Source organism: Aeromicrobium sp. A1-2, from assembly GCF_003443875.1.
Classification (GTDB): Bacteria; Actinomycetota; Actinomycetes; order Propionibacteriales; family Nocardioidaceae; genus Aeromicrobium.
The window spans coordinates 2,831,780-2,853,585 of record NZ_CP027482.1 but is presented as its reverse complement, the minus strand read 5'-3'; the positions used below and the strand labels follow the sequence as shown (position 1 = coordinate 2,853,585).

Here is a 21,806-nt window from a genome sequence, read left to right as displayed (position 1 = left end):
GCTAGTGACGCACGGCCTCGTGGTGGTGGATGACTTCGTCGATGATGAAGTTGAGGAACTTCTCCGCAAAGGCAGGGTCGAGGTCGGCCTCGATCGCCAGTGCCCGAAGGCGCTTGATCTGGCGCGCCTCACGATCGGGATCGGCGGGTGGGAGGTCGTGCGCGGCCTTGAGCCGGCCGACCCGTTTGGTGTACTTGAAGCGTTCTGCCAGGACATGGATCAGGGCAGCATCGATGTTGTCGATGCTCGCCCGGATCTCTTCGAGCTCGGCCTTCGTCGCGTCAGTCACGTGAGCGATTCTACGGGGGAGAGGCCGATGTGGTGTCGGCGCGATCACCCGGTAGACTCAGTGATCGGTTCGGCGGGCGATCCTCGCTGGACCTCGGCCGCTTTAGCTCAGTTGGTAGAGCGTTTCACTCGTAATGAAAAGGTCGTCAGTTCGATTCTGACAAGCGGCTCCACGAAAACCCCAGGCTTCGGTTGATCGGCGACAAGCGCCATCGGCTGAAGCCTTTCGTGCTTCGGGGCAGTTCTCGCCAAGCCGCACCCAGCGGGTCAATGAGTGGACTGGAGCTGCACGACAGGGACCACGAGTCCGAACAGATCCTTCGGGTCGGACGGATCGGCGATCAGGTCGAGCGGCGTCTCGTAGTCAGACCCGGCCACCGATGCCCGGATGAACTGCAGCGCCGAGAAGTCCTCGATGGCGAACCCGACCGAGTCGAACACCGTGATCTGCGTGTCGGAGGTGCGTCCGTCGGCCAGTCCCGACACGACCTCCCACAGCTCGGTCACGGCGAAGTCGGCTGGCATCTGTTGGATCTCGCCCTCGATGCGGGTCTGCTCGGGATATTCCACGAACACCGTCGAGCGCTCCAGGATCGCGGCCTCGAGCTCGGTCTTGCCGGGGCAGTCGCCGCCGATCGCATTGACGTGCACGCCGGCACCGACCATCGAGTCGGTCAGCACCGTGGCGTACGTCTTGTCTGCCGTGCAGGTCGTGATGATGTCGGCGCCCTGCACGGCCTCGGCGGCGCTCGCCGCGACGTGCACCGTGAAGCCGAGCGGCTCCACGTTGCGCACGAACTTGGCCATGGCCGCGGGATCGGTGTCCCACACGCGGAGTGAATCGATGCCGAGCAGGGCGCGGAATCCCAGCGCCTGGAACTCGGCCTGCGATCCGGTCCCGATCATCGCCATGGTTTGCGAGTCCGGCCGTGCCAACCAGCGCGCCACCAGAGCGGAGGTCGCGGCGGTACGCAGCGCGGTCAGCAACGTCATCTCGGCCACGAACACCGGATAGCCGGTGGCGACGTCGGCGACGACGCCGAAGGCTGTCACGGTCTGACGTCCGCGGCTGGGATTCAGCGGATGGCCGTTGACGAACTTGAAGGCGTACGTCTCGCCGTCGCTGGCCGGCATGAGCTCGATGACACCCTCGGGCGAGTGGGCCGCGACACGGGGTGTCTTGTCGAAGGCGGGCCACCGTCGAAAGTCCGACTCGATGGTCGCAGCGATGCCGGCGATGATCTGCTCAGGTCCGGTGGTGCGGATCCAGCGCGCCATGGCGTCGACATCGACGAAGGGCACGGCGCTCATGAGCGCAGCTCCAGCGTGCAGCACTTGGCGGACCCGCCGGCCTTGATCAGCTCGGAGGTGTCGACGCCGATCGGCTCGAAGCCACGGTCGCGCAGCGTCGCGTGCAGGTCGACCGCCGTGGCCGACAGCACGACGTGCAGACCGTCCGACATCGCGTTGAGCCCGAATGCCTCGGCGTCGGTCTGGGTCGCGATCACGGCGTCGGGGAACAGATCGTGCAGCTGCTCCTGGCTCGCAGCGCTGAACGCGTCGGGGAAGTACGCGATGGTGTTCTCGTCGAGCACCGTCAGAGCCGTGTCGAGGTGGTAGAAGCGCGGGTCGACCAGCGTCAGCGAGATGACCTCGCGGCCGAAGAACTCGGCGACCTCACGGTGGGCGGTCAACGAGGTACGGAATCCGGTGCCGGCCAGGATCATGTCACCGATCGTCAGGAAGTCGCCCTCGCCCTCGTTCAGCTCGATGGCCTGGATCGCGGGGCTCATGCCGGCGGCGTCGAACCAGTCACGATAGAGGGCACCTTCGGCCTGGGCGCTCGGCATGGGTGAACCGCGCGGCCATGGCCCTGCCATCGATGACGATCCCACCGTTGGCGGCGAAGACCATGTCGGGCAGCCCCGCCGCGGGCTCGATGACGTCGACGCGGTGACCCAGGCGTTCGTACGTGCTGCGCAGGGCATCCCACTGCGCGATCGCGCGGCCCGCATCCACCGGCGTGCTCGGGTCCATCCAGGGGTTGATCGCGTACGTCACGGCGAAGTGCTCGGGCCGACACATCAGATAGTGCTGCGGCGTGGCCAGTCGCTCCGTACGGACGTCGGTGGCAAGGCTGGTCGTGGTCATCTACGCTCCTGAGGAAGGTGGGATGCCACGAACGTATGCGAGGATCAGAGTGCAATCAATCGCTATCTGTTGTGAAGAATGAGGCGATTCATTGCATGATCGATGGTCTTGCTTAACGAATCGAAAGGTGAGCGGATGGACTCGGTGAACCGCGAGATCATTTCGTACCTGTTGCGCGACGGCCGCGCGACCTACCAGGAGATCGGCCAGCGGGTCGGCCTGTCCGCGCCCGCGGTCAAGCGTCGCGTCGACCAGATGATCGCTCGCAAGGAGATCGCCGGTTTCACCGCGGTGATCGACCCCGCATCGCTGGGCTGGGAGACCGAGGCCTACATCGAGCTGTCCTACCAGGGCAACGTCTCGACCAAGCGCCTCAAGCACGATCTCGAGCAGATCCCGCAGGTCGTCGGTGTCTGGACGGTGTCGGGCGATGCGGATGCCTTGGTGCACGTCATGGCCGCGAGCATGGCCGAGATCGAGAAGACCGTCGAGAGCATGCGTGAGATCCGCAACGTGGACCGGACGCGCAGCGTCATCGTGATGTCACGCGTGCTGGACCGTCCCCGAGTGTGAAGCCGGGGCCGGAGCGGTCAGTTGCGCGGTGAGTTGCCGAAGATCAACGGGTATATGCCCCACGCGATCAGCAGTGCCAAGATCTCGATCAGGATCGTCACGACCGCTGCTTCGTTCGACACCATGACCACCGTCTCTCGTGACTGGACCCTCGCGGTGAACAACGATGTCGCCACCCGATGGTCACGACGAGGGTCGATCACCTGCCCTGTCAGTCTCTCCCGTGAGGGCGAAACGTCAACCCCAAGGACTCAGAAGTTGCCGCGCTTCTCCTGCTCACGCTCGATCGCCTCGAAGAGGGCCTGGAAGTTGCCCTTGCCGAAGCCCAGCGATCCGTGTCGCTCGATCAGCTCGAAGAACACGGTCGGCCGGTCGCCGATCGGCTTGGTGAAGATCTGCAGCAGGTAGCCGTCCTCGTCGCGGTCGACCAGGATGCCGCGCTGCTGGAGCTCCTCGATCGGCACCCGCACCTCGCCGATCCGCTCGCGGAGCGCGGGGTCGGTGTAGTACGAGTCGGGGGTGTCGAGGAAGTCGATGCCGGCCGCGCGGAGGCGGTCGACGGTGTCGAGGATGTTGTTGGTCGCGAGGGCCAGGTGCTGCGCGCCGGGGCCGCGGTAGAACTCCAGGTATTCGTCGATCTGGGACTTGCGCTTGCCGACGGCCGGCTCGTTGAGCGGGAACTTGACCCGATGGTTTCCGCTGGCGACGACCTTGCTCATCAGGGCGCTGTACTCCGTCGCGATGTCGTCACCGACGAACTCGGCCATGTTGGTGAAGCCCATGATCCGGTTGTAGAAGTCGACCCATTCGTCCATCTGCCCGAGCTCGACGTTGCCGACGACGTGATCCAGAGCCTGGAAGATGCGCTTGGGGGCGTCCGCCGGGCGCACCAGCGAAGACGCCCGCTCGACATAGCCGGGCAGGTAGTGGCCCGTGTACGCGCTGCGGTCGACAAGCGTGTGGCGGGTGTCGCCGTAGGCCGCGATCGAGGCGATGCGGACGGTGCCGTGCTCATCGGTGACGTCGTGCGGCTCCTCGAGGATCGTGGCGCCCTGGGTCCGGGCGTGATCGATGCAGGTGTCGACGTCGGGCACTTCGAGGGCGATGTCGATGATGCCGTCGCCGTGCGCGCGGTGGTGGTCGAGGATGGCGCTGTCCGGGTCGACGCCGCCCTTGAGGACGAAGCGCACGGCGCCGCTCTCGAGCACGTATGCGTGGTGGTCGCGGTTGCCGGTCTCGGGGCCTGAGTAGGCGACGAGGTCCATGCCGAAGGCCGTCATGTAGAAGTGCGCGGACTGGGTCGCGTTGCCGACGGCCCACACGACGGCGTCCCAGCCGGTGACCGGGAAGGGGTCGGTCGTGGTGTCGTACTCCACGAGTCCCACCAGCTGCTTGAGCTGGGAGAGGTCGAGCTCGGCAAGGCGTTCGGCGTCAGTCAGGTCGAGGGTCATGACCCCACATCAACGCATCTCGTGACGATGGGCAAGCGGACCAGCATCTGGTACACATATGTGACATATCAGCCGAGGCTTTCGACAAAATACTTAGCAATGTGAGCACCTGGAGGACGTATGGATCAGCTCGATGTCGCGCTGATGACGGCAATGCGTGAGCATCCGCGGGTCGGCGACCTCGAGCTGTCCCGCATCACGCAGGTCGCTCGGGCCACGGTGCAGTCCCGGCTCGCCAAGCTGGAGCAGGCCGGGATCATCACTGGCTACGGCCCCGACGTCGACCTCGTCGCCGCGGGCCACCCCGTGCTGGCGTTCGTGACGCTGGAGATCGCACAGGGACTGCTGGAGGCAGTGACCGCGGAGCTCGACTCCTTGCCCAACGTCCTGGAGGCGTACGTCACCAGCGGCAATGCCGACGTCGTCTGCAAGATCGCCGCGACCTCGCACGAGGACCTCCAGACGACGTTGCTGCACATCAGCCGGTCCGGATCGGTCGCCAGGTCGACCAGCGTGATCGTGCTGTCGGAGCTGGTCAAGCCGCGCGTCGATCCGATGCTCAGGAAGGGTGCGTTGGCCGGCAGCAGCCGGGCTCCCAACTACCGTCGTCCCCCAGATTTGTGACGGACTGCACCGTGTCCGGGCCCCAGACGATGCAGAAGGTCACGAATCGTGGGGTCGGAGGCCAGCGAGCCGCGTGAGGGCTTCGGCGATGACCTCGGGACGCTTGCAGAACGCCCAGCGTACGAGCGGTCGCCCGACGTCGACGTGGTCGTAGAAGACCTGGTGCGGGATCGCGACGACTCCGACCCGCTCCGGCAGCATCCGGCAGAACTCGACACCGTCGTCGAAGCCCAGCGGCCGGATGTCGGTCGTCACGAAGTACGTGCCCTCGGGGACGAACACCTCGAGGCCAACCTCGGCGAGCCCTGTGCAGAGCAGATCGCGTTGGGACTGTAGCTGGGCGCGAAACCCGTCGAAGTACGAGTCGTCGGCCACCAGGGCGTGGGCGATCGCCGGCTGCAGGGGTGAGCCCGAGGTGTACGTCATGAACTGTTTGGCGCCGAGCAGCGCCTGGATCAGGGCCGCCGGGCCTGTGGCCCAGCCGATCTTCCAGCCTGTGAACGAAAAGCTCTTGCCGCCGCTGGAGATCGTGAGCGTCCGCTCGGCCATCCCCGGCAGCGTCGCGATCGGGATGTGCGGCAGGCCGTCGAAGGTCAGGTGCTCGTAGACCTCGTCGCTGATCACCACGAGGTCGTGCTCGATCGCGATCGCCGCGATGGCCTCGAGCTCGTCGCGGCGCAGCACCGTCCCGGTCGGGTTGTGTGGTGAGTTGAGCAGAATCGCGGTCGTCCGCGGCGAGACGGCCGCGTGCAGCTCGTCGATCGGCAGGCGGAAGCCCGGCGCACGCAGCGTCACCGGCCGCCGGACGGCCCCGGCCATCTGCAGCATCGCGACGTACGAGTCGTAGTACGGCTCAAGCACGATGACCTCATCGCCCTCGTCAAGCAGTCCCAGCAGCATCGCCGCGATGGCCTCGGTCGCACCCGTGGTGACGGCGACCTCGGTGTCCGGGTCCACCGCCAGACCGTAGAACCGTTGCTGGTGCGCGGCAATCGCCTGGCGGAGCTCAGGGACTCCGGTCCCCGGTGCGTACTGGTTGCGGCCGCTCCGCAACGCGTCGACGGCGCGGTCGATGACCTCGGTCGGGCCGTCGGTGTCGGGGAAGCCCTGGCCGAGGTTGATCGATCCGGTCCGGACGGCGAGGGCGCTCATCTCAGCAAAGATCGTCGTACCGAGGCCGGCGATCCGGGCACTGGAAGTCTTCATTGCCATCGACACTAGTCCCGCCAGCCCTACGATGGCGCAGTGACGACGGACCTGCGGCGGACCCGCATCGCAGTGGCGGCCGGCTTCTTCCTGCAAGGGCTCGTGTTCGCCGCGATCGTGACCCAGGCGCCGCGGATCAAGGACAAGTTCGACATCGGGGACGGCGGCCTGACCGGCATCCTCGTGCTCGTCGCCGTGCTGTCGGGCGTCGGCAGCATCCTCGCCGGCATGGTCGCCGAGCGCCGCACCAGCGCGACGGCCTTCCGGCTCGCCCTCCTGACGATCGGCCTGGGCGCACTCCTGGTGGGTCTGGCCCCGAGCCTGCCGCTGGTTGTCGCGGCCTTCGTCGTCTACGGGCTGGGGGTCGGCGCCGTCGATGCCGGCATGAACATGCAGGGCGTGCGGGTGCAGCACGCGTACGGTCGCAGCGTCATGGCGAGCTTCCACGGGATGTGGTCCGTCGCCGGTATCGTCGGCGCGTTGTACGCGGCAGGCGCAGCCAAGATCGATCTGCCCCTGGCGCTCTCACTGCTCATCATCGCGATCGTCACGTGGGTCGTGGTCATGCTGGCGGCACCGCACTTCATCGAGGCACAGGAGCACGATCCGGGTCTGTCTGCGCAAGGACTGGACCTGCCGTGGCGTCCGATCCTGGTGTTCGGGCTCGTGATCCTGCTGTTCTATGCGGCCGACACCGGCATCCTGACGTGGAGCAGCGTCTACCTGGAGGATGCGCTCGACTCGACCAAGAGCGTCGCGCCGCTGGCGTACGGCGCGTACGAGGCCGGCGCACTGGTCTCGCGGTTCGGCGGTGACCACCTGGTGCGCCGGGTCGGCGCGACGATGGTCGTGGCATTCGGGACGATCACGGGCATCGTCGGCCTCGCGGTCGTGGTGTCCGCAGCGACCCCGGCCATCGCGATCGCCGGCTTCTTCGTCGTCGGTCTCGGGCTGGCCATCCTCGCGCCGCTGTCCTTCGCGGCACTGGCCGGTGCCGTGCCGGCGGAGTCCCTCGACGTCGCTATCGCCCGCATGAACATCGCCAACTACCTCGGCGCGATCCTGGGCGGCGGGCTGATCGGGGCCGCGGCCTCGTCGGACCACCTGCGCTGGGCGTTCGTGATTCCCCTGGTGCTGATCCCGCTCGTGCTGCTCTTCGTCCGCTCGTTCCGGACGGCCGACGCGGACACACTCGACGCGGTGTGACGGAACGGCTCGGGACATAAGTCGCCCCACCGTTCTCGGGGGGTGAAACGGTGGGGCGACAACAGGCGCCGACGGCGTGAAGCACATCGACCCTGAGGTCATAACTATACGCAGGCAGTCCAACTCACGTGGACCGTTTCTTGAAGATTCCGAAGCCCGGAATCCGCCGTAAATTCGCGTCAGACTGTCCGCCTCACACAGGCTGGCGGGGGATGACACAATCTCCGCATGACGACGACGCTTGCCCCGGGGCGACCTCCCAAGAGCGCAGGGCGTCGGGTCACGACCGGCGTGGGCGTGACGCTGATCCTGGCCGGGCTCGGACTTCTGGTCTACTTCGGCTGGCAGTACTACGGCACCAACGTCGTCTCGAAGCACAAGCAGTCCGAGATCAAGCAGAGCCTTGCCGTCGACTGGGGCAAGGGCATCGACAGCGACGCGATAGGACTCCTGCGGGTCAAGCGGTTCGGCGACAAGTTCGAGGTGCCGATCGTGAAGGGCTTCGACGACGAGGCGTTGGCACGGGGCGTCGGCTGGGACACCAAGAGCGCCAAGCCCGGCGAGATCGGGAACTTCGCGATCGCCGGCCACCGGGTGACCCACGGCGAGCCGTTCAGCAAGTTCCCCAAGCTCAAGCGCGGCGACAAAGTCGAGGTCGAGACCCGCACGCACATCTACACCTACCAGCTGCGCAACTCCGGCACCTCGATCAAGGTCGACTTCTCGGTGTCCTGGCCGCTGTGGCGGGTCCCCGACCCGGACGCGCGCAACAAGAAGCCGGACCGGGCCGTCATCACGATGCTGACCTGCTCGGAGCTGTTCCACACCAACAACCGCAACATCGTGATTGGCGATCTGGTCGAGACGATCGACAAGAGCAAGCCCCGTCCGGTCGAGACCGACTGAGCCCTACGCTGGGCGCATGCACGACTACCAGCGTGAGTTCATCGAGTTCGCCCTCGACCACGAGGTGCTCCGGTTCGGGGAGTTCACCCTGAAGTCGGGCCGGACCTCACCGTATTTCTTCAACGCGGGCCTGTTCAACACCGGCGGGCGACTCGCTGCCCTGGGCCGGTCGTACGCAGCGGCGATCGATCGGAGCGAGATCGCGTTCGACGTGCTGCTCGGCCCGGCGTACAAGGGCATCCCGATTGCGTCGGCGACGGCGGTCCAGCTCTCCGAGCAGCTCGGCCGGGACGTGCCGTGGTGCTTCAACCGCAAGGAGCCCAAGGACCACGGCGAGGGTGGTCTGATCGTCGGCGCTCCGCTGGCCGGGCGGGTCCTCGTCGTGGACGACGTCATCACTGCCGGCACCGCGATCCGTGAGGTCATGGAGATCGTGAAGGCCGAGGGCGCACAGGTGGCAGGCATCCTGGTCGCCCTGGATCGGCAGGAGCGGGGCCGCGGGGAGCTCTCGGCGATCCAGGAGGTCGAACGCGACTTCGGCGTACCAGTTCTCTCGATCATCGACTTCGGGCAGATCATCGAATACGTCCAGGAGTCCGGCCAGCACGCCGAGCACCTGGACTCGATCCGGGCCTACCGTGACGAGTTCGGGATCGCGACCGCGCCGGCATGACCGAGCCCGAGATCGTGGCCGAGGTCGGGGTCGGTCCGTGGGACGGCGAGTGGCCCGCTGAGGAGCGCTATGACCATGAGTTGCTGCGCGACGGAGACCGCCGCAACGTGGTCGACCGCTACCGCTACTGGCGCCTGGAGGCGATCGTCGCCGACCTCGACCTGCGTCGCCACGGGTTCCACGTCGCGATCGAGAACTGGCAGCACGACTTCAACATCGGCTCGATCGTGCGGACCGCGAACGCCTTCGCCGCCGCCGAGGTGCACATCGTGGGGCGGCGGCGGTGGAACCGGCGCGGCGCGATGGTCACCGACCGCTACCAGCACGTCCGGCACCACGGATCGGTCGAGGACTTCGCCGCGTGGGCCGGGGAGGCGCGACTGGCTGTGATCGGCATCGACAACGTCGCGGACTCCACCCCGATCGAGACCGCCGACCTGCCCGGGGCATGCGTGCTGGTGTTCGGTCAGGAAGGGCCGGGGCTCTCGGACGAGGCGCGCGCCGCGTGCGAACGGACTCTCTCGATCGCACAGTTCGGCTCGACCCGGTCGATCAACGCGGGCGCCGCGGCAGCGATCGCGATGCACGCCTGGATCCGTCAGCACGCCGAGCTCTGATCCGCGGTTGGCGCATGCCCTCTAGGCTCGTCGGCATGAGCTCCCGCGTGGTCATCATCGGTGGTGACGCGGCCGGCATGACGGCCGCCGCCACACTCCGCCGGACGTTGCCAGAAGGTGACGAGGTCGTGGTCCTCGAGCGGGGGGGGTGGACCTCGTACTCCGCGTGCGGCATCCCCTACTGGATTGCGGGGGAGGTCGCCGAGCCGCAGGATCTCGTCGCGCGCACCGCCGCTGAGCACGTCGCGAACGGCATCGACCTGAGGCTCGGTGTCGAAGCGACCGCGATCGACCCGGCACGTCGTACGGTCACCTTCCGTGACCCCGACGGATCGGTCGACGTCCTGACGTACGACCGCCTGGTCATTGCGACCGGGGCAGAGCCCGTACGCCCGGCGCTTCCCGGTATCGACGGCACCGGCATCTACGGCGTGCAGACCCTGGACGACGGGCAGGCCCTGATCGACGGCCTTGCGGCGGGCCCGGGGAGCGTCGTGGTGGTCGGCTCCGGGTACGTCGGGCTCGAGATCGCGGAGGCGTGCGTGATCCGCGGCTTCGACACGACGGTGGTCGAACGCGGCTCGGCGCCTCTAGCCATCGTCGAGCCCCTGCTCGGCACCCAGATTGCCGAGGCGATGCGCGGCCGGGGCATCACCCTGCGGGTCGGCACCAATGTGACGGGGTTCGCCCTCGATGCCTCGGGCCAGGTGGAAGGGGTCATGACCGACGGTGGAACGCTCGCGGCCGACCTGGTCGTGCTCGGCCTCGGCGTGACGGCCCGCTCGGCGCTCGCGGCGCAGGCCGGACTACCGCTCGGGGTCAAGGGTGGGATCGTCGTCGACGAGCACCAGCGCGTCATCGGGTTTCCCGAGATGTGGGCGGCCGGAGACTGCGTGGTGTCGAAGGATCGCGTCACGGGGGAGCAGATCCACCTGCCGTTGGGCACTCACGCAAACAAGCAGGGCATGGTCGCGGCGGACAGCCTGAGCGCGGACCTCTTGGACCGTGAGCCCTCGCTGACCTTCCCCGGGGTCGTGCAGACCGCGATCACGAAGTTCTGCTCGTTGGAGATCTCGCGGACCGGCCTGGGGGAGCAACAGGCCCGCGACGCCGGCTTCGACCCCGTGATGGTGCACGTCGAGACCACCAACTTTGCCGGCTACATGCCGGGTGCGGGCACGATGACCGTCGTGATGGTTGCCGACCGCTCGACACGCCGGCTGCTGGGCGCCCAGATCGTCGGGGCCGAGGACGCTGCGTTGCGCATCGACGTCGCGGCCACGGCGCTCGCCGCGGGGCTGGCCGTCGACGACGTCGTGATGCTCGACCTGGCGTACGCTCCGCCGTTCTCCTCGGTCTGGAGCCCGATCCAAGTTGCTGCGCGCGCGATGGTCAAGGCGCTGCGAGGGTGACTCGCCAATAGCCGAACGGACTGGGATACTGGCTCTGCCACCCCCGCCAGCCATTCCAGGAGAACTGCATGCCCGTCGCCACACCCGAGGTCTACGCCGCGATGCTCGACAAGGCCAAGAGCGAGTCGTTCGCCTATCCGGCCATCAACGTCTCGTCCTCGCAGACGCTCAATGCCGCGCTCGCCGGGTTTGCCGAGGCCGAGAGCGACGGCATCATCCAGGTGTCGACCGGTGGCGCGGAATACCTTTCCGGCCCGACGGTCAAGGACATGGTGTCCGGCTCGCTGGCGTTTGCGGCCTTCGCCCAGGAGGTCGCCAAGAAGTACCCCGTCAACGTCGCTCTGCACACCGATCACTGCCCCAAGGACAAGCTCGACGGCTTCGTCCGTCCGCTGATCGCGGCGTCGGAGGAGCGGGTCAAGGGTGGCGGGCTGCCGTACTTCCAGTCGCACATGTGGGACGGCTCGGCGGTACCGCTGGAGGAGAACCTCGAGATCGCGCAGGACCTGCTGGCCCGCTGCGTCGCCGCGAACATCATCCTCGAGGTCGAGATCGGCATCGTGGGTGGCGAGGAGGACGGTGTCGAGGGCGGCATGGGGGAGCACCTCTACACGACACCCGAGGACGCGCTCGCGACCGCCGCAGCGTTGGGCCTGGGTGAGAAGGGCCGCTACCTGACGGCGCTGACCTTCGGCAACGTGCACGGTGTCTACAAGCCGGGCAACGTCACGCTGCGCCCAGAGATCCTGCAGGCCGCACAGCAGGCCGTCGCCGCGAAGTACGGCAAGGACGCCCCGTTCGACCTGGTGTTCCACGGCGGATCGGGCTCGCTGCCCGAGGAGATCTCGGCCGCGGTCGACTACGGCGTCGTCAAGATGAACGTCGACACCGACACGCAGTACGCCTTCACCCGACCCGTCGTCGGGCACATGTTCGCGAACTACGACGGTGTCCTCAAGGTCGACGGCGAGGTCGGCAACAAGAAGGCGTATGACCCGCGGGCCTGGGGCAAGGCCGGCGAGGCCGGGATGGCGACCCGCGTCGCCGAGGCCTGCGCCGCGCTGCGGAGTGCCGGCACCCGTCTCTGACCCACGGTTTACCAGGAGATCCTGGTAAACCCCACTCATCCGGGTGAATTCACCCGGATGAGTGGAGGCTCACCCGGTGGAGTTCCTCCGTCCACACGCCGGGTGGCCGACAGCGCTGTCCACAGCGCGGCGGCGAAGGTCACCGACGCAGAGTCGTTCGTACGAGGGTCGAGGCATGGACGACGTCTTTTTGGCCCTCGCCGTACAACGCGGTGGCTACTTCTTCCGCCACGACCTGATCGCGTGCGGCTTCGGAGATCCGCAGATCCGTGCCGCGGTTCGAGCGGGTCGGCTGGCCCGGTTGAGGCATGGCACCTACGCGCCCTCCGCGCTCGTCGCGCCGCTCAGCCCCGAGGAGCGGCATGTCCTCGTCGCGTACTCGGTAGCCGACAAGCTCGGTCCGGGTGTGGCGCTGAGTCACCACTCGGCGGCGTTGGTCCACAGCGGTCACTCGTTCGGCCTGGACCTCAAGACGGTTCACGTCACCCAGCTCAATGGTGTCCACGGGCGGCGGGAAGCGGGTGTGGTGTTTCACGTCGGGCATGTTCGTGACGCGGACCTCGTCGAGATCGGCGGCCGGTTGATCGTGGCGCCGGCGCGCGCTGCCTTCGAGACCGCCTGCATCGCACCGACCGAGTCCGGGATGGTCACGATGAGCGCGGTGCTACACGACCGTCACTGCACTCGCGAGGAGCTGGTCGAGGTCGGCGAGCGGCTCGAGCGGTGGCCAGGTGGCCGCCATGCCCGGTTGGCCATCCGGCTGGCCGACAGCCGCTGCGAGTCGGTCGGCGAGTCCCGGTCGCTCCACATGTTCTGGCGCGAAGGCATCCCCCGACCGGAGCTCCAGGTCGTTGTCCGCACGGAGGACGGCCGAGTAGTCGCGCGGACAGACTTTGCCTGGCTGCTCCACCGGCACACCGGTGAGTTTGACGGGTTGTTCAAGTACGGGCGCCTCAACCCCTACCGTGATGATCTTGGGCGCGCCGTGACCGACGAGAAGAAGCGCGAGGACCTCGTCCGCTCCCTGATGCTCGGCATGTCCCGATGGACGTGGGAAGGGCTCAACCCCGACCGCCGCCAGTCCACTGCCCGGGACATCCACCGCGGCCTTGAGCGTTCGAAGCGCCTGTACGCCCGCAACGCGACCCACATCCCGCTGGCTGTTTGACACTTCTCCGGGCAAGGCGCCGCCGCGCCGGGCAAATTTGCCTCGAGAGATGGCGGTTTACCCGGATCTCCTGGTAAACCGTCCAGGTGGGTGCGGGATCCGGTTGCGGCCGGGCCGTAGGGTGCGGACATGACCAACTTGTTCGGTGAACCGCCCGCAACCCTGCTGCCCGAAGATCCTGGGGCCGCGTCGCTGGACGCTGGTGACTCGCCGCAGAACGTCGCCGCAAGCCACCCCGACTCGGCACTCGCGTGGATCGTGCTGTCGGAGCTGGCGCTGGCCGACGGCAAGGACCTGGAGGGCTACGCCTTCGCCCGCACCGGCTACCACCGGTCGCTGGACCTGTTGCGACGCAACGGCTGGAAGGGGCACGGTCCGCTGCCGTGGAACCACGAGCCCAACCGCGCCTTCCTGCGTGCGCTGGTCGCCCTCGCCGACGCCTCCGAACGGTTCGGCGACGACGGTGAGGCGCACCGCTGCCGCGAGTTCCTGCACGAGTCGAGCCCCGAGGCGTACGAAGAGCTCGTCGCCCCGAAGGCCTGACCGCCCCGAACGACTAGGGCACGTACATCGTCAGCGCGCCCGGCTCGATCCGCCAGGCGTGCTCGGCGGCTGGTGGGCTGAGCTCGCCGTCGCTGGTGCACGCCAGCTCGTCGCCCCGCACGGTGACCTGGGTGCCGCGCATGTAGACCACATCGTCCCGGCGGTGATGGTCGCCGCGTCGGACGCTCCGGGCGTACGCGATGCGGCGCCGCGGTGACTCGGTGTACGACACGGCAAGGTCGAGCTCCCCGTCGGACGGATCGGCCTGTGGGAGCAGCGGAGCGCCGCCGCCCACGAACCGGCCGTTGCCTACTGCCACCTGGATGATGGGCTCTGTGCGGTCCAGGGTCGTGCCGTCGATCGTGATCTCAAGCCGTGCCCCGGGTTGGGTCAGCCCGCGCGCGCCCGTGATGACGGCGCCGATGACATAGCCGACCGGGCCGAGCAGCTTTTTCCACGGCCGGGCCGCCCGTGCGGCCTCGGCGCCGATCCCGATGTGGGCGGCGTTGACGACGACGTGATCATCGGCGTCGATGATCAGGTCGATCGGGCGGGTGCGTCCCACGGCGATGACTTCAGCGGCCTTGACGCCGTCGTCGGGCAGCCCGAGGGTCGCGGCGAAGTCGTTCCCCGTGCCCAGCGGCACGAGTCCCACCACGACATCGCCCAGTCGTCCCTCGGTGCGCAGCGCCTCGACGACGGCGTGCAGGCTGCCGTCACCGCCCAGCACGACGACACCGTCGATCGTCGGATGTGCCCGCAACGCCGCGACCAGGTCGTCGGGCGTCGACGTCGTCACGAGCTCGACGTCGTGGCGGCGCGCCATCGCCTCGACGGTCTGGCTGATCGCGTCGTCGTCCGCTGTGCCGGCATCGGCGTTTGCGATCGCGAGGAGTGATGTCATGAGGCGTCAGCCTAGGGCGATCCGGGTGTGGCCGCGATCTCTGGCTCGCCGAGCTTGACGACCACGACGCCGGCGAGGATCAGCAGGCCGCCGACGACTTGGATGCCGCCGGGCAGCTCGCCAAGCAGCAACCAGGCGAACACGAGCGCGGCCAGCACCTCGTTGAGCGCGACGAACGAGGCGAGTCGGGAGCCGAGGCGGCGAGTTGCTGCGATGCCCGTGACGTACGCCAGCGCGGCCGTCACGACGCCCAGCGCGAGCACCGGAACCCACCACGGGACGGTCGTGTCGACGAACGACACCGAGGTCCGGGGCGCGGCCCACGGCACGATCCCGAGCAGCGCGGCCAGGAGCAGGACGATCGCGGCGACCACGAGGCCGCCCGCCGCGAGGACCAGTCCCGGCAGCCCGTTGTCCTCGTCCGCCGACATCACGAAGTACGCCGCGACGCCGACCATCGCGCCGAGAGCCCAGAGCACACCCACCAGGCTGACGCTCGCCCCGGACACCAGCTCCAGGACCAGCACCAGTCCGACCGCGGCGACCACCGCGCCGAGCACCGTCAGCCGCCCGGGACGCTGGTGATGGCGAAACCACAGCCAGCCGATGACCGCAACGGGCGCGGTGTACTCGATCAGCAGGGCCACTCCGACCTGCATGTGGTCGACGGCGTTGAAGTACGCGAACTGGCACCCCGCAACAGCGACGACTCCGTACGACACGACCAGCCTGGCGTTGTCGCGCAGCAGAGCCCACCGCCCCCGCAGCGCGATCGTGGCGGGAACCAGCAGGACGACGGCGGCAATCACGATGCGTAGCGTCACCGCTGCGGCGGGAGTCCAGCCGGCCTCGAGCAGACCCTTGGCGAGGGCGCCGGAGAGGCCGAAAGAGATCGCTGACAGTGCCGCGAAGGCCAGACCCTGTGGCACGCGGGAGCGGGCCGTCGCCTCGACGTCATGAGTCATTGTCATCATGACAAGTGACAGTACGAGGAACGGTGTAAGGTGTCAACATGGTCTTCACTCATGACACGGCGATGGATCTGCAGGCCGCCGTGATACTCGTCAACTCGGCGGAGCATCCGGACACCATGACCACGACCGCCGACCTCGCCGCATTCTTCGACGGTCAGGGCTACACCGGACGGTTGGCGGGCGACGACGCCGAGCTCCAGTCCATGCGTGGGCTGCGCTCGACGTTGCGGACCCTGCTCCTGAGCTCACGCGACGATGCCGTGCCGATCGTCAACCGGATGTTGTCCGACGCCCGCGCGCTGCCCCAGCTGGTGCGCCACGGGGAGACGGACTGGCACGTGCACGCGATCGGCACCGACGAGCCGCTGCACGCCCGGATCGCGGTCGAGACAGCCATGGCGATGATCGACGTGATCCGCACCGACGAGTTGTCCCGACTGGGTGTCTGCGCCGACGCCGACTGCGGCGGACTCGTGCTGGACCTGTCCCGCAACCGGTCCCGCCGCTTCTGCAGCACGGCCTGCGGCAATCGGGCCGCGGTCGCCGCCTATCGGGCTCGCCAGGCCACCTGAAGGCCGCCGATTCTGGCCGAATGCCCTAGACTGCCGTGGTAAGAGCCCCGCAAGAACGGGGCTTGTCGCATGTGTGAGGGGTGCCATCCATGCCCGCAGTCGTCATCGTCGGAGCCCAGTGGGGCGACGAAGGCAAAGGCAAGGCCACCGACATCCTGGGCAGCCGGGTCGACTATGTGGTCAAGTTCAACGGCGGCAACAACGCCGGCCACACCGTCGTCATCGGCGACCAGAAGTACGCGCTGCACCTGTTGCCCAGCGGCATCCTGAGCCCGGGCTGCGTCCCGGTGATCGGCAACGGCGTCGTGGTCGACCTCAAGGTCCTGTTCGAGGAGATCGACGGGCTCGAGGAGCGCGGGATCGACACGTCCAAGCTCGTGGTCAGCGCCAATGCGCACGTCATTGCCGACTACAACCGCACGCTGGACAAGGTCGCCGAGCGGTTCCTCGGCAGCCGCAAGATCGGCACGACGGGGCGCGGCATCGGCCCGACGTATGCCGACAAGATGAACCGGCTGGGCATCCGCATCCAGGACCTGTTCGACGAGAAGATCCTGCGCCAGAAGGTCGAAGGCGCGCTCGAGCTCAAGAACCAGGTCCTGACCAAGGTCTACAACCGCCGCGCGGTCGAGGTCGACGAGATCGTCGAGGAGCTGCTGTCGTACGTCGATCGACTCGCGCCGATGGTCGCCGACACCCCGCTGCTGCTGCACGAGGCGCTGGGCAAGGGCAAGACCGTCCTGCTGGAGGCTGGCCAGGCGACGCTGCTGGATGTCGACCACGGCACCTACCCGTTCGTGACCTCGTCGTCCGCGACGACGGGTGGTGCGTGCACCGGATCAGGCATTGCGCCGACCGAGATCACTCGCGTGATCGGCATCGTCAAGGCCTACGCGACGCGCGTCGGCGAGGGCCCGTTCCCGACCGAGCTGTTCGACGAGGACGGCGACGGAGCGCGGTTGCGCAAGAACGGCGCCGAGTTCGGCACCACGACGGGTCGCCCCCGGCGCTGCGGCTGGTACGACGCCCCGATCGCGCGCTACGCCGCACGCATCAACGGCGTCACGGACTTCGTCCTCACCAAGCTCGACGTGCTGACCGGCTGGGACCAGATCCCGGTGTGTGTCGCGTACGACGTCGACGGCGAGCGGGTCGACGAGATGCCGATGACGCAAACCGGCTTCCACCACGCCAAGCCGATCTACGAGTACTTCCCGGGCTGGACCGAGGACATCTCCGGCGCGCGGACGTTCGAGGACCTGCCGAAGACGGCCCAGGAGTACGTGTTGGCGCTCGAGAAGATCTCGGGTGCACGGATCTCGACGATCGGCGTCGGACCGGACCGCGAGCAGTCGATCGAGCGTCACGCCCTGCTCTGAGCAGAGTGGGCATTCCTCGCGCGGCCGTCAGGTGAGCGCCCCGCCGCAGGGTGGGGCGCACCCGGCGTGCCGATAGGCTCGACCTCCGTGAAGACACTCGTCATCGGCACCGGCGGCCGCGAGCACGCCCTGGCCCTCGCGCTGTCCAGAGACCCGCAGGTCACCGAGGTCCACGCGGCCCCGGGCAATCCCGGTATCGCCGAGGTCGCGACCCTGCATGAAGTCGACCCGATGGACGGGCCCGCGGTGGCAGCCCTGGCCACCGCGATCGGCGCCGACCTCGTCGTGATCGGACCCGAGGCGCCACTCGTCGCGGGAGTCGCCGACGACGTGCGGGCCGCCGGCATCGCCTGTTTCGGGCCGTCCCCCGAGGCGGCCCAGCTCGAGGGTTCCAAGGCGTTCGCCAAGCAGGTCATGGCCGCCGCCGAAGTCCCGACCGCGATGGCCCACGTGTGCGAGACCGCCGAGCAGGTCATCGACGCGCTCGACGCGTTCGGCCCGCCGTACGTCGTCAAGGACGATGCGCTGGCGGCCGGCAAGGGTGTCGTCGTGACGGATGACCGGCAGGCCGCAATCGATCACGCCGCGCAGTGCGGCACCGTCGTGATCGAGGAGTTCCTCGATGGCCCTGAGGTCTCCCTCTTCGCGATCACCGACGGCGAGACGGTGCTGCCGCTCCAGCCGGCACAGGACTTCAAACGTGCCTACGACGACGACGAAGGCCCCAACACCGGCGGAATGGGCGCGTACACACCGCTGAGCTGGGCCCCCGCCGACCTCGTCGCGGAGGTCTCCCGCCGGGTGCTGGTGCCGACGGTCAAGGAGATGGCCAGGCGCGGCACACCGTTCCAGGGTCTGCTCTACGCGGGTCTGGCGCTCACCAGCCGTGGCGTGCGGGTCATCGAGTTCAACGCGCGATTCGGCGATCCTGAGACGCAGTCGATCCTGGCGCTGCTCCGCACGCCGCTGTCGGCCCTGCTGCTCGGAGCCGCCACGGGTGAGCTCGCCGAGGTCGGCCTGCCGCAGTGGTCGAAGGCGTCCTCCGTCACGGTCGTCGTCGCTGCCGACGGCTATCCGGAGGCGCCCCGCAAGGGTGACCCGATCGGTGGCCTGGACCAGGTCGCGGAGCTCGACGGAGTCGACGTCATCCACGCCGGCACGGCGGTCCAGGACGGGCAGCTGGTGAGTGCAGGCGGGCGGATCCTGTCGGTGACCGCGATCGGCGACGACCTGGCCGAGGCGCGCCGTCGGGCGTACGCCGGCGTCGACCTGATCGACATCCGCGGCTCCCACCACCGGACCGACATCGCCCTCGCGGCCGAGCAAGGGACAATGGAGTCGTGACCACACCCAACGTCCTCGCCAGCCGCTATGCCTCGCCGGAGGTTGCCCGCATCTGGTCGCCCGAGCACAAGATCGTGCTCGAACGGCGACTCTGGATCGCCGTCCTCAAGGCGCAGAAGGACCTCGGGGTCGAGACGCCCGATGGCGTCATCGAGTCGTACGAGTCGGTCATCGACCGGGTCGACCTCGGCTCGATCGCCGAGCGCGAGAAGGTCACCCGGCACGATGTCAAGGCACGCATCGAGGAGTTCGCCGCACTCGCCGGCACCGAGCACATCCACAAGGGCATGACCTCCCGTGACCTGACCGAGAATGTCGAGCAGCTGCAGATCCGGGCGTCCCTCGAGGTCGTACGCGATCGCGCGCTCGCGACCCTCGCCCGTCTCGCGCGGCTCGCGACCGAGCACGCTGAGCTCGTGATGGCCGGTCGCAGCCACAATGTCGCGGCCCAGGCGACGACCCTCGGCAAGCGCTTCGCCTCGGTCGCTGACGAGCTCATGGTGGCGGTCGACCGGCTCGACGACCTGATCGCCCGTTACCCGTTGCGCGGCATCAAGGGTCCGGTCGGGACGAGCCAGGACCAGCTCGACCTGCTGGGTGGCGACGAGGCCAAGCTCGCCGAGCTCGAGCAGCGCGTCGCGCGGCACCTCGGCTTCGACAAGGTCCTGACCAGCGTCGGTCAGGTCTATCCGCGATCGTTGGACTACGACGTCGTCACGGCACTGGTGCAGCTGGCATCCGCGCCGTCCAACCTGGCGACCACGATCCGGTTGATGGCCGGCAACGAGATCGTCACGGAGGGCTTCCGCCCCGGCCAGGTCGGCTCGAGCGCGATGCCGCACAAGATGAACACGAGGTCGTGCGAGCGGGTCAACGGACTCGCGGTGATCCTGCGGGGCTACGTCTCGATGATCGGTGAGCTCGCCGGCGATCAGTGGAACGAGGGCGACGTCTCGTGCTCGGTGGTCCGCCGCGTCGCCCTGCCGGACGCGTTCTACGCCGCCGACGGCCTGTTCGAGACCTTCCTGACGGTGCTCGACGAGTTCGGGACGTTCCCGGCCGTGATCCAGCGTGAGCTCGATCGCTACCTCCCGTTCCTCGCCACGACCAAGGTCCTGATGGCGTCGGTGCGCCACGGGGTCGGCCGTGAGACGGCGTACGAAGCGGTCAAGCAGCATGCCGTCGCGGTGGCCCTGGAGATGCGCGAGAAGGGCGCTGCCGACAACGACCTGTTCGCCCGGCTCGCGGCCGACGAGCGGCTCGGTCTGTCGGAGTCCGACCTGGCCACGCTGGTTGCGTCGCCGATCGACTTCACGGGTGCCGCGGTCAGCCAGGTCCGCGCAGTCGTGGCGCGGGTCGAGGAGCTCGTTGCGGCCAACCCGCAGGCAGCGGCATACGCGCCGGGCTCGATCCTTTGACCCGACGTTGACCGGGTGGGCGACCTACGCTGGAGGACGTGTCCCTCTCCTTCGTCCCGGTCGTCCTCCTGGTCGGCGGTGTGGTCCTGCTTGCGTGGGCCGTGCGTCGTCGGCAGGCACTGAAGCTCCTGCCGCACGACTGGGTCCGCGTCACCGGCACGGTGCTCGATGTCGGCGGCTCACGGCGGGTCGAGTACGCCGGGCAGGGCGGCCGGCGCCTTCGGTTGCAGGTGCCCCCGGGAGTCGAGGTGCCAGATGGTGAGGTCGATGTCCTGCTCGATCCCCACGACTCGTCGCGCGCCCGCCTGGCTTCGGTCGACCGGGCGGCGGCGGACCTCGTGCGCACGTTGTTCGTGACCGGCGCAGTCGCACTCGTGCTGGGCGCGCTCGCGGCGGTGGCGTTCGTCTGACCGCGGCACCCCACTAGGCTGGGCGCGTGCCACTTGACATCCCCGGAGCCCGCCACCTGCACTCGGGGAAGGTGCGCGACCTCTATGAGGTCGATGGCGGCAACCTCCTGATGGTCGCGTCTGACCGCATCTCAGCGTTCGACTTCGTCCTGACGCCCGGCATTCCCGACAAGGGCGAGATCCTGACCCGCATGTCGCTGTGGTGGTTCGACCAGCTGTCCGACATCGTGCCGAACCACGTCGTGTCGACGTCGGTGCCCGAACGTGTCCGTGGTCGGGCGCTGATCGTCGAGAAGCTCCAGATGTTTCCCGTCGAGTGCGTCGCGCGCGGCTACCTGACGGGTTCGGGCCTGATCGACTACGACGCGAACGGCGAGGTGTGCGGGGTTCCGCTGCCCGCAGGGCTCGTGGACGGCTCGCGCCTGCCCGAGCCGATCTTCCCCCCCGCGACCAAGGCCGAGATGGGCGAGCACGACGAGAACGTCTCGTTCGAGCAGGTGACCGCGACGATCGGCGCCGAGAGTGCCGAGACGCTGCGCGACCTGACGCTGCGGATCTACGCCCGCGCCGAGGAGATCGCTCGCTCTCGCGGCATCATCCTGGCCGACACCAAGCTCGAGTTCGGCACCCGACCGGACGGCACCGTCGTCCTGGGCGACGAGGTCCTGACCCCCGACTCATCGCGCTTCTGGCCCGCTGACTCCTACCAGCTGGGCCGGGCTCAGCCCTCGTACGACAAGCAGTATGTGCGCAACTGGCTGATCTCGACCGAGAGCGGCTGGGACCGGGCAGGCAACCGGCAGCCGCCGTCGTTGCCGGCAGAGGTCGTCGACCGCACCCGTGAGCGCTACGTCCAGGCATATGAGCAGTTGACCGGCGAGTCCTTCTGATCGCTCGGC

At 68.2% G+C, this 21,806-nt stretch carries 24 protein-coding genes and 1 tRNA gene; 17 read left to right on the top strand and 8 right to left on the bottom strand.

The genetic code is table 11. The features are described 5' to 3' along the window. Window position 1: 1 nt before the first annotated feature. Window positions 2-289: a chorismate mutase gene (locus tag C6I20_RS14030; RefSeq protein ID WP_216822898.1), complete on the bottom strand. Its 288-nt coding sequence runs from the start codon at window positions 287-289 to the stop codon at window positions 2-4. A 96-nt stretch (window positions 290-385) separates the two neighbouring features. On the opposite strand from C6I20_RS14030, the gene C6I20_RS14025 reads away from it, so the two are divergent. Continuing rightward, a tRNA-Thr gene (locus tag C6I20_RS14025) sits at window positions 386-461 on the top strand. Window positions 462-555: 94 nt separating this feature from the next. On the opposite strand, the gene C6I20_RS14020 is transcribed toward C6I20_RS14025, so the two are convergent. The 3 genes from C6I20_RS14020 to C6I20_RS17645 are packed head-to-tail and all read right to left on the bottom strand — an operon-like array spanning window position 556 to window position 2,439. Next, window positions 556-1,599: an ornithine cyclodeaminase gene (locus C6I20_RS14020; RefSeq protein ID WP_118396895.1), complete on the bottom strand. Its 1,044-nt coding sequence runs from the start codon at window positions 1,597-1,599 to the stop codon at window positions 556-558. After that, window positions 1,596-2,138, bottom strand: coding sequence for a dimethylarginine dimethylaminohydrolase family protein (locus tag C6I20_RS17650; protein WP_254052147.1), 543 nt, complete (start codon window positions 2,136-2,138; stop codon window positions 1,596-1,598). The genes C6I20_RS14020 and C6I20_RS17650 overlap by 4 nt, the downstream gene beginning before the upstream one ends. Further along, window positions 2,101-2,439 carry a hypothetical protein gene (locus tag C6I20_RS17645; protein ID WP_254052146.1) on the bottom strand — a complete coding sequence of 113 codons (339 nt, stop codon included), beginning with the start codon at window positions 2,437-2,439 and terminating at the stop codon, window positions 2,101-2,103. The genes C6I20_RS17650 and C6I20_RS17645 overlap by 38 nt, the downstream gene beginning before the upstream one ends. 135 nt (window positions 2,440-2,574) lie before the next feature. On the opposite strand from C6I20_RS17645, the gene C6I20_RS14010 reads away from it, so the two are divergent. Then, window positions 2,575-3,012, top strand: a complete 438-nt coding sequence (locus C6I20_RS14010; protein ID WP_118396892.1) for an Lrp/AsnC family transcriptional regulator — start codon at window positions 2,575-2,577, stop codon at window positions 3,010-3,012. 251 nt (window positions 3,013-3,263) lie between these two features. Here C6I20_RS14010 and hppD read toward each other — a convergent pair whose 3' ends face one another. Further along, window positions 3,264-4,463, bottom strand: a complete 1,200-nt coding sequence (gene hppD, locus C6I20_RS14000) for a 4-hydroxyphenylpyruvate dioxygenase (protein WP_118396887.1) — start codon at window positions 4,461-4,463, stop codon at window positions 3,264-3,266. Window positions 4,464-4,583: 120 nt separating this feature from the next. On the opposite strand from hppD, the gene C6I20_RS13995 reads away from it, so the two are divergent. Next, window positions 4,584-5,087, top strand: coding sequence for an Lrp/AsnC family transcriptional regulator (locus tag C6I20_RS13995; protein WP_118396884.1), 504 nt, complete (start codon window positions 4,584-4,586; stop codon window positions 5,085-5,087). Window positions 5,088-5,126: 39 nt separating this feature from the next. Here C6I20_RS13995 and C6I20_RS13990 read toward each other — a convergent pair whose 3' ends face one another. Then, a complete protein-coding gene (locus C6I20_RS13990) occupies window positions 5,127-6,293 on the bottom strand; it encodes a pyridoxal phosphate-dependent aminotransferase (protein WP_118396881.1) in 1,167 nt (388 codons plus the stop codon). A 39-nt stretch (window positions 6,294-6,332) separates the two neighbouring features. On the opposite strand from C6I20_RS13990, the gene C6I20_RS13985 reads away from it, so the two are divergent. The 8 genes from C6I20_RS13985 (at window position 6,333) to C6I20_RS13950 (ending at window position 13,906) form a co-directional block, all read left to right on the top strand. After that, on the top strand, window positions 6,333-7,499 hold the full coding sequence (locus tag C6I20_RS13985; RefSeq protein WP_118396878.1) for an MFS transporter: 1,167 nt from the start codon (window positions 6,333-6,335) through the stop codon (window positions 7,497-7,499). A 228-nt stretch (window positions 7,500-7,727) separates the two neighbouring features. Beyond that, entirely contained in the window at window positions 7,728-8,405 is a 678-nt protein-coding gene (locus C6I20_RS13980) for a sortase (protein ID WP_118396875.1), read from the top strand. Between the two features lie 16 nt (window positions 8,406-8,421). Then, window positions 8,422-9,078: an orotate phosphoribosyltransferase gene (gene pyrE / locus C6I20_RS13975; protein ID WP_118396872.1), complete on the top strand. Its 657-nt coding sequence runs from the start codon at window positions 8,422-8,424 to the stop codon at window positions 9,076-9,078. Beyond that, window positions 9,075-9,695 carry a TrmH family RNA methyltransferase gene (locus C6I20_RS13970; RefSeq protein WP_118396869.1) on the top strand — a complete coding sequence of 207 codons (621 nt, stop codon included), beginning with the start codon at window positions 9,075-9,077 and terminating at the stop codon, window positions 9,693-9,695. The genes pyrE and C6I20_RS13970 overlap by 4 nt, the downstream gene beginning before the upstream one ends. 35 nt (window positions 9,696-9,730) lie before the next feature. After that, a complete protein-coding gene (locus C6I20_RS13965) occupies window positions 9,731-11,107 on the top strand; it encodes an FAD-dependent oxidoreductase (protein ID WP_118396865.1) in 1,377 nt (458 codons plus the stop codon). Window positions 11,108-11,175: 68 nt separating this feature from the next. Then, complete coding sequence (gene fbaA / locus C6I20_RS13960) at window positions 11,176-12,195, top strand: class II fructose-bisphosphate aldolase (protein WP_118396862.1); 1,020 nt, start codon at window positions 11,176-11,178, stop codon at window positions 12,193-12,195. A gap of 175 nt (window positions 12,196-12,370) precedes the next feature. Beyond that, on the top strand, window positions 12,371-13,363 hold the full coding sequence (locus C6I20_RS13955) for a type IV toxin-antitoxin system AbiEi family antitoxin domain-containing protein (RefSeq protein WP_118396859.1): 993 nt from the start codon (window positions 12,371-12,373) through the stop codon (window positions 13,361-13,363). Window positions 13,364-13,492: 129 nt separating this feature from the next. Beyond that, on the top strand, window positions 13,493-13,906 hold the full coding sequence (locus C6I20_RS13950) for a DUF3151 domain-containing protein (protein WP_118396856.1): 414 nt from the start codon (window positions 13,493-13,495) through the stop codon (window positions 13,904-13,906). Between the two features lie 13 nt (window positions 13,907-13,919). Here the strand turns inward: C6I20_RS13950 and C6I20_RS13945 are convergent, their stop codons facing one another. Together C6I20_RS13945 and C6I20_RS13940 are read right to left on the bottom strand one after the other, a co-directional pair. Next, window positions 13,920-14,810: a diacylglycerol kinase family protein gene (locus tag C6I20_RS13945; RefSeq protein WP_118396853.1), complete on the bottom strand. Its 891-nt coding sequence runs from the start codon at window positions 14,808-14,810 to the stop codon at window positions 13,920-13,922. Window positions 14,811-14,821: 11 nt separating this feature from the next. Next, window positions 14,822-15,784, bottom strand: coding sequence for a DMT family transporter (locus tag C6I20_RS13940; RefSeq protein WP_118396850.1), 963 nt, complete (start codon window positions 15,782-15,784; stop codon window positions 14,822-14,824). A 38-nt stretch (window positions 15,785-15,822) separates the two neighbouring features. Here C6I20_RS13940 and C6I20_RS13935 point away from each other — a divergent pair, with 38 nt between their 5' ends. The 6 genes from C6I20_RS13935 (at window position 15,823) to C6I20_RS13910 (ending at window position 21,797) form a co-directional block, all read left to right on the top strand. Next, on the top strand, window positions 15,823-16,356 hold the full coding sequence (locus tag C6I20_RS13935) for a CGNR zinc finger domain-containing protein (protein WP_118396847.1): 534 nt from the start codon (window positions 15,823-15,825) through the stop codon (window positions 16,354-16,356). Between the two features lie 89 nt (window positions 16,357-16,445). Next, entirely contained in the window at window positions 16,446-17,735 is a 1,290-nt protein-coding gene (locus C6I20_RS13930) for an adenylosuccinate synthase (RefSeq protein ID WP_118396844.1), read from the top strand. Window positions 17,736-17,822: 87 nt separating this feature from the next. Next, window positions 17,823-19,079 carry a phosphoribosylamine--glycine ligase gene (gene purD / locus C6I20_RS13925; RefSeq protein WP_118396841.1) on the top strand — a complete coding sequence of 419 codons (1,257 nt, stop codon included), beginning with the start codon at window positions 17,823-17,825 and terminating at the stop codon, window positions 19,077-19,079. Beyond that, entirely contained in the window at window positions 19,076-20,497 is a 1,422-nt protein-coding gene (purB, locus tag C6I20_RS13920) for an adenylosuccinate lyase (RefSeq protein ID WP_118396839.1), read from the top strand. The genes purD and purB overlap by 4 nt, the downstream gene beginning before the upstream one ends. Before the next feature lie 38 nt (window positions 20,498-20,535). Further along, window positions 20,536-20,907 (top strand): DUF3592 domain-containing protein, encoded by a 372-nt coding sequence (locus C6I20_RS13915; RefSeq protein ID WP_118396836.1) that lies wholly within the window; start codon window positions 20,536-20,538, stop codon window positions 20,905-20,907. A gap of 26 nt (window positions 20,908-20,933) precedes the next feature. Continuing rightward, window positions 20,934-21,797 (top strand): phosphoribosylaminoimidazolesuccinocarboxamide synthase, encoded by an 864-nt coding sequence (locus tag C6I20_RS13910; protein ID WP_118396833.1) that lies wholly within the window; start codon window positions 20,934-20,936, stop codon window positions 21,795-21,797. The last annotated feature ends 9 nt before the right edge of the window (window positions 21,798-21,806 follow it).

What these genes read in the sequence shown, in the direction of transcription:
- C6I20_RS17650 (WP_254052147.1), bottom strand. Translation starts at nt 2,138, where the DNA reads ATGCCGAGCGCCCAGGCCGAAGGTGCCCTCTATCGTGACTGGTTCGAC.
- C6I20_RS13970 (WP_118396869.1), top strand. Translation starts at nt 9,075, where the DNA reads ATGACCGAGCCCGAGATCGTGGCCGAGGTCGGGGTCGGTCCGTGGGAC.
- C6I20_RS14020 (WP_118396895.1), bottom strand. Translation starts at nt 1,599, where the DNA reads ATGAGCGCCGTGCCCTTCGTCGATGTCGACGCCATGGCGCGCTGGATC.
- C6I20_RS13945 (WP_118396853.1), bottom strand. Translation starts at nt 14,810, where the DNA reads ATGACATCACTCCTCGCGATCGCAAACGCCGATGCCGGCACAGCGGAC.
- C6I20_RS13950 (WP_118396856.1), top strand. Translation starts at nt 13,493, where the DNA reads ATGACCAACTTGTTCGGTGAACCGCCCGCAACCCTGCTGCCCGAAGAT.
- C6I20_RS13935 (WP_118396847.1), top strand. Translation starts at nt 15,823, where the DNA reads ATGGTCTTCACTCATGACACGGCGATGGATCTGCAGGCCGCCGTGATA.
- C6I20_RS13990 (WP_118396881.1), bottom strand. Translation starts at nt 6,293, where the DNA reads ATGAAGACTTCCAGTGCCCGGATCGCCGGCCTCGGTACGACGATCTTT.
- C6I20_RS14010 (WP_118396892.1), top strand. Translation starts at nt 2,575, where the DNA reads ATGGACTCGGTGAACCGCGAGATCATTTCGTACCTGTTGCGCGACGGC.
- C6I20_RS13930 (WP_118396844.1), top strand. Translation starts at nt 16,446, where the DNA reads ATGCCCGCAGTCGTCATCGTCGGAGCCCAGTGGGGCGACGAAGGCAAA.
- C6I20_RS13995 (WP_118396884.1), top strand. Translation starts at nt 4,584, where the DNA reads ATGGATCAGCTCGATGTCGCGCTGATGACGGCAATGCGTGAGCATCCG.
- C6I20_RS13955 (WP_118396859.1), top strand. Translation starts at nt 12,371, where the DNA reads ATGGACGACGTCTTTTTGGCCCTCGCCGTACAACGCGGTGGCTACTTC.
- pyrE (WP_118396872.1), top strand. Translation starts at nt 8,422, where the DNA reads ATGCACGACTACCAGCGTGAGTTCATCGAGTTCGCCCTCGACCACGAG.
- C6I20_RS17645 (WP_254052146.1), bottom strand. Translation starts at nt 2,439, where the DNA reads ATGACCACGACCAGCCTTGCCACCGACGTCCGTACGGAGCGACTGGCC.
- hppD (WP_118396887.1), bottom strand. Translation starts at nt 4,463, where the DNA reads ATGACCCTCGACCTGACTGACGCCGAACGCCTTGCCGAGCTCGACCTC.
- C6I20_RS13940 (WP_118396850.1), bottom strand. Translation starts at nt 15,784, where the DNA reads ATGATGACAATGACTCATGACGTCGAGGCGACGGCCCGCTCCCGCGTG.
- C6I20_RS13965 (WP_118396865.1), top strand. Translation starts at nt 9,731, where the DNA reads ATGAGCTCCCGCGTGGTCATCATCGGTGGTGACGCGGCCGGCATGACG.
- fbaA (WP_118396862.1), top strand. Translation starts at nt 11,176, where the DNA reads ATGCCCGTCGCCACACCCGAGGTCTACGCCGCGATGCTCGACAAGGCC.
- C6I20_RS13980 (WP_118396875.1), top strand. Translation starts at nt 7,728, where the DNA reads ATGACGACGACGCTTGCCCCGGGGCGACCTCCCAAGAGCGCAGGGCGT.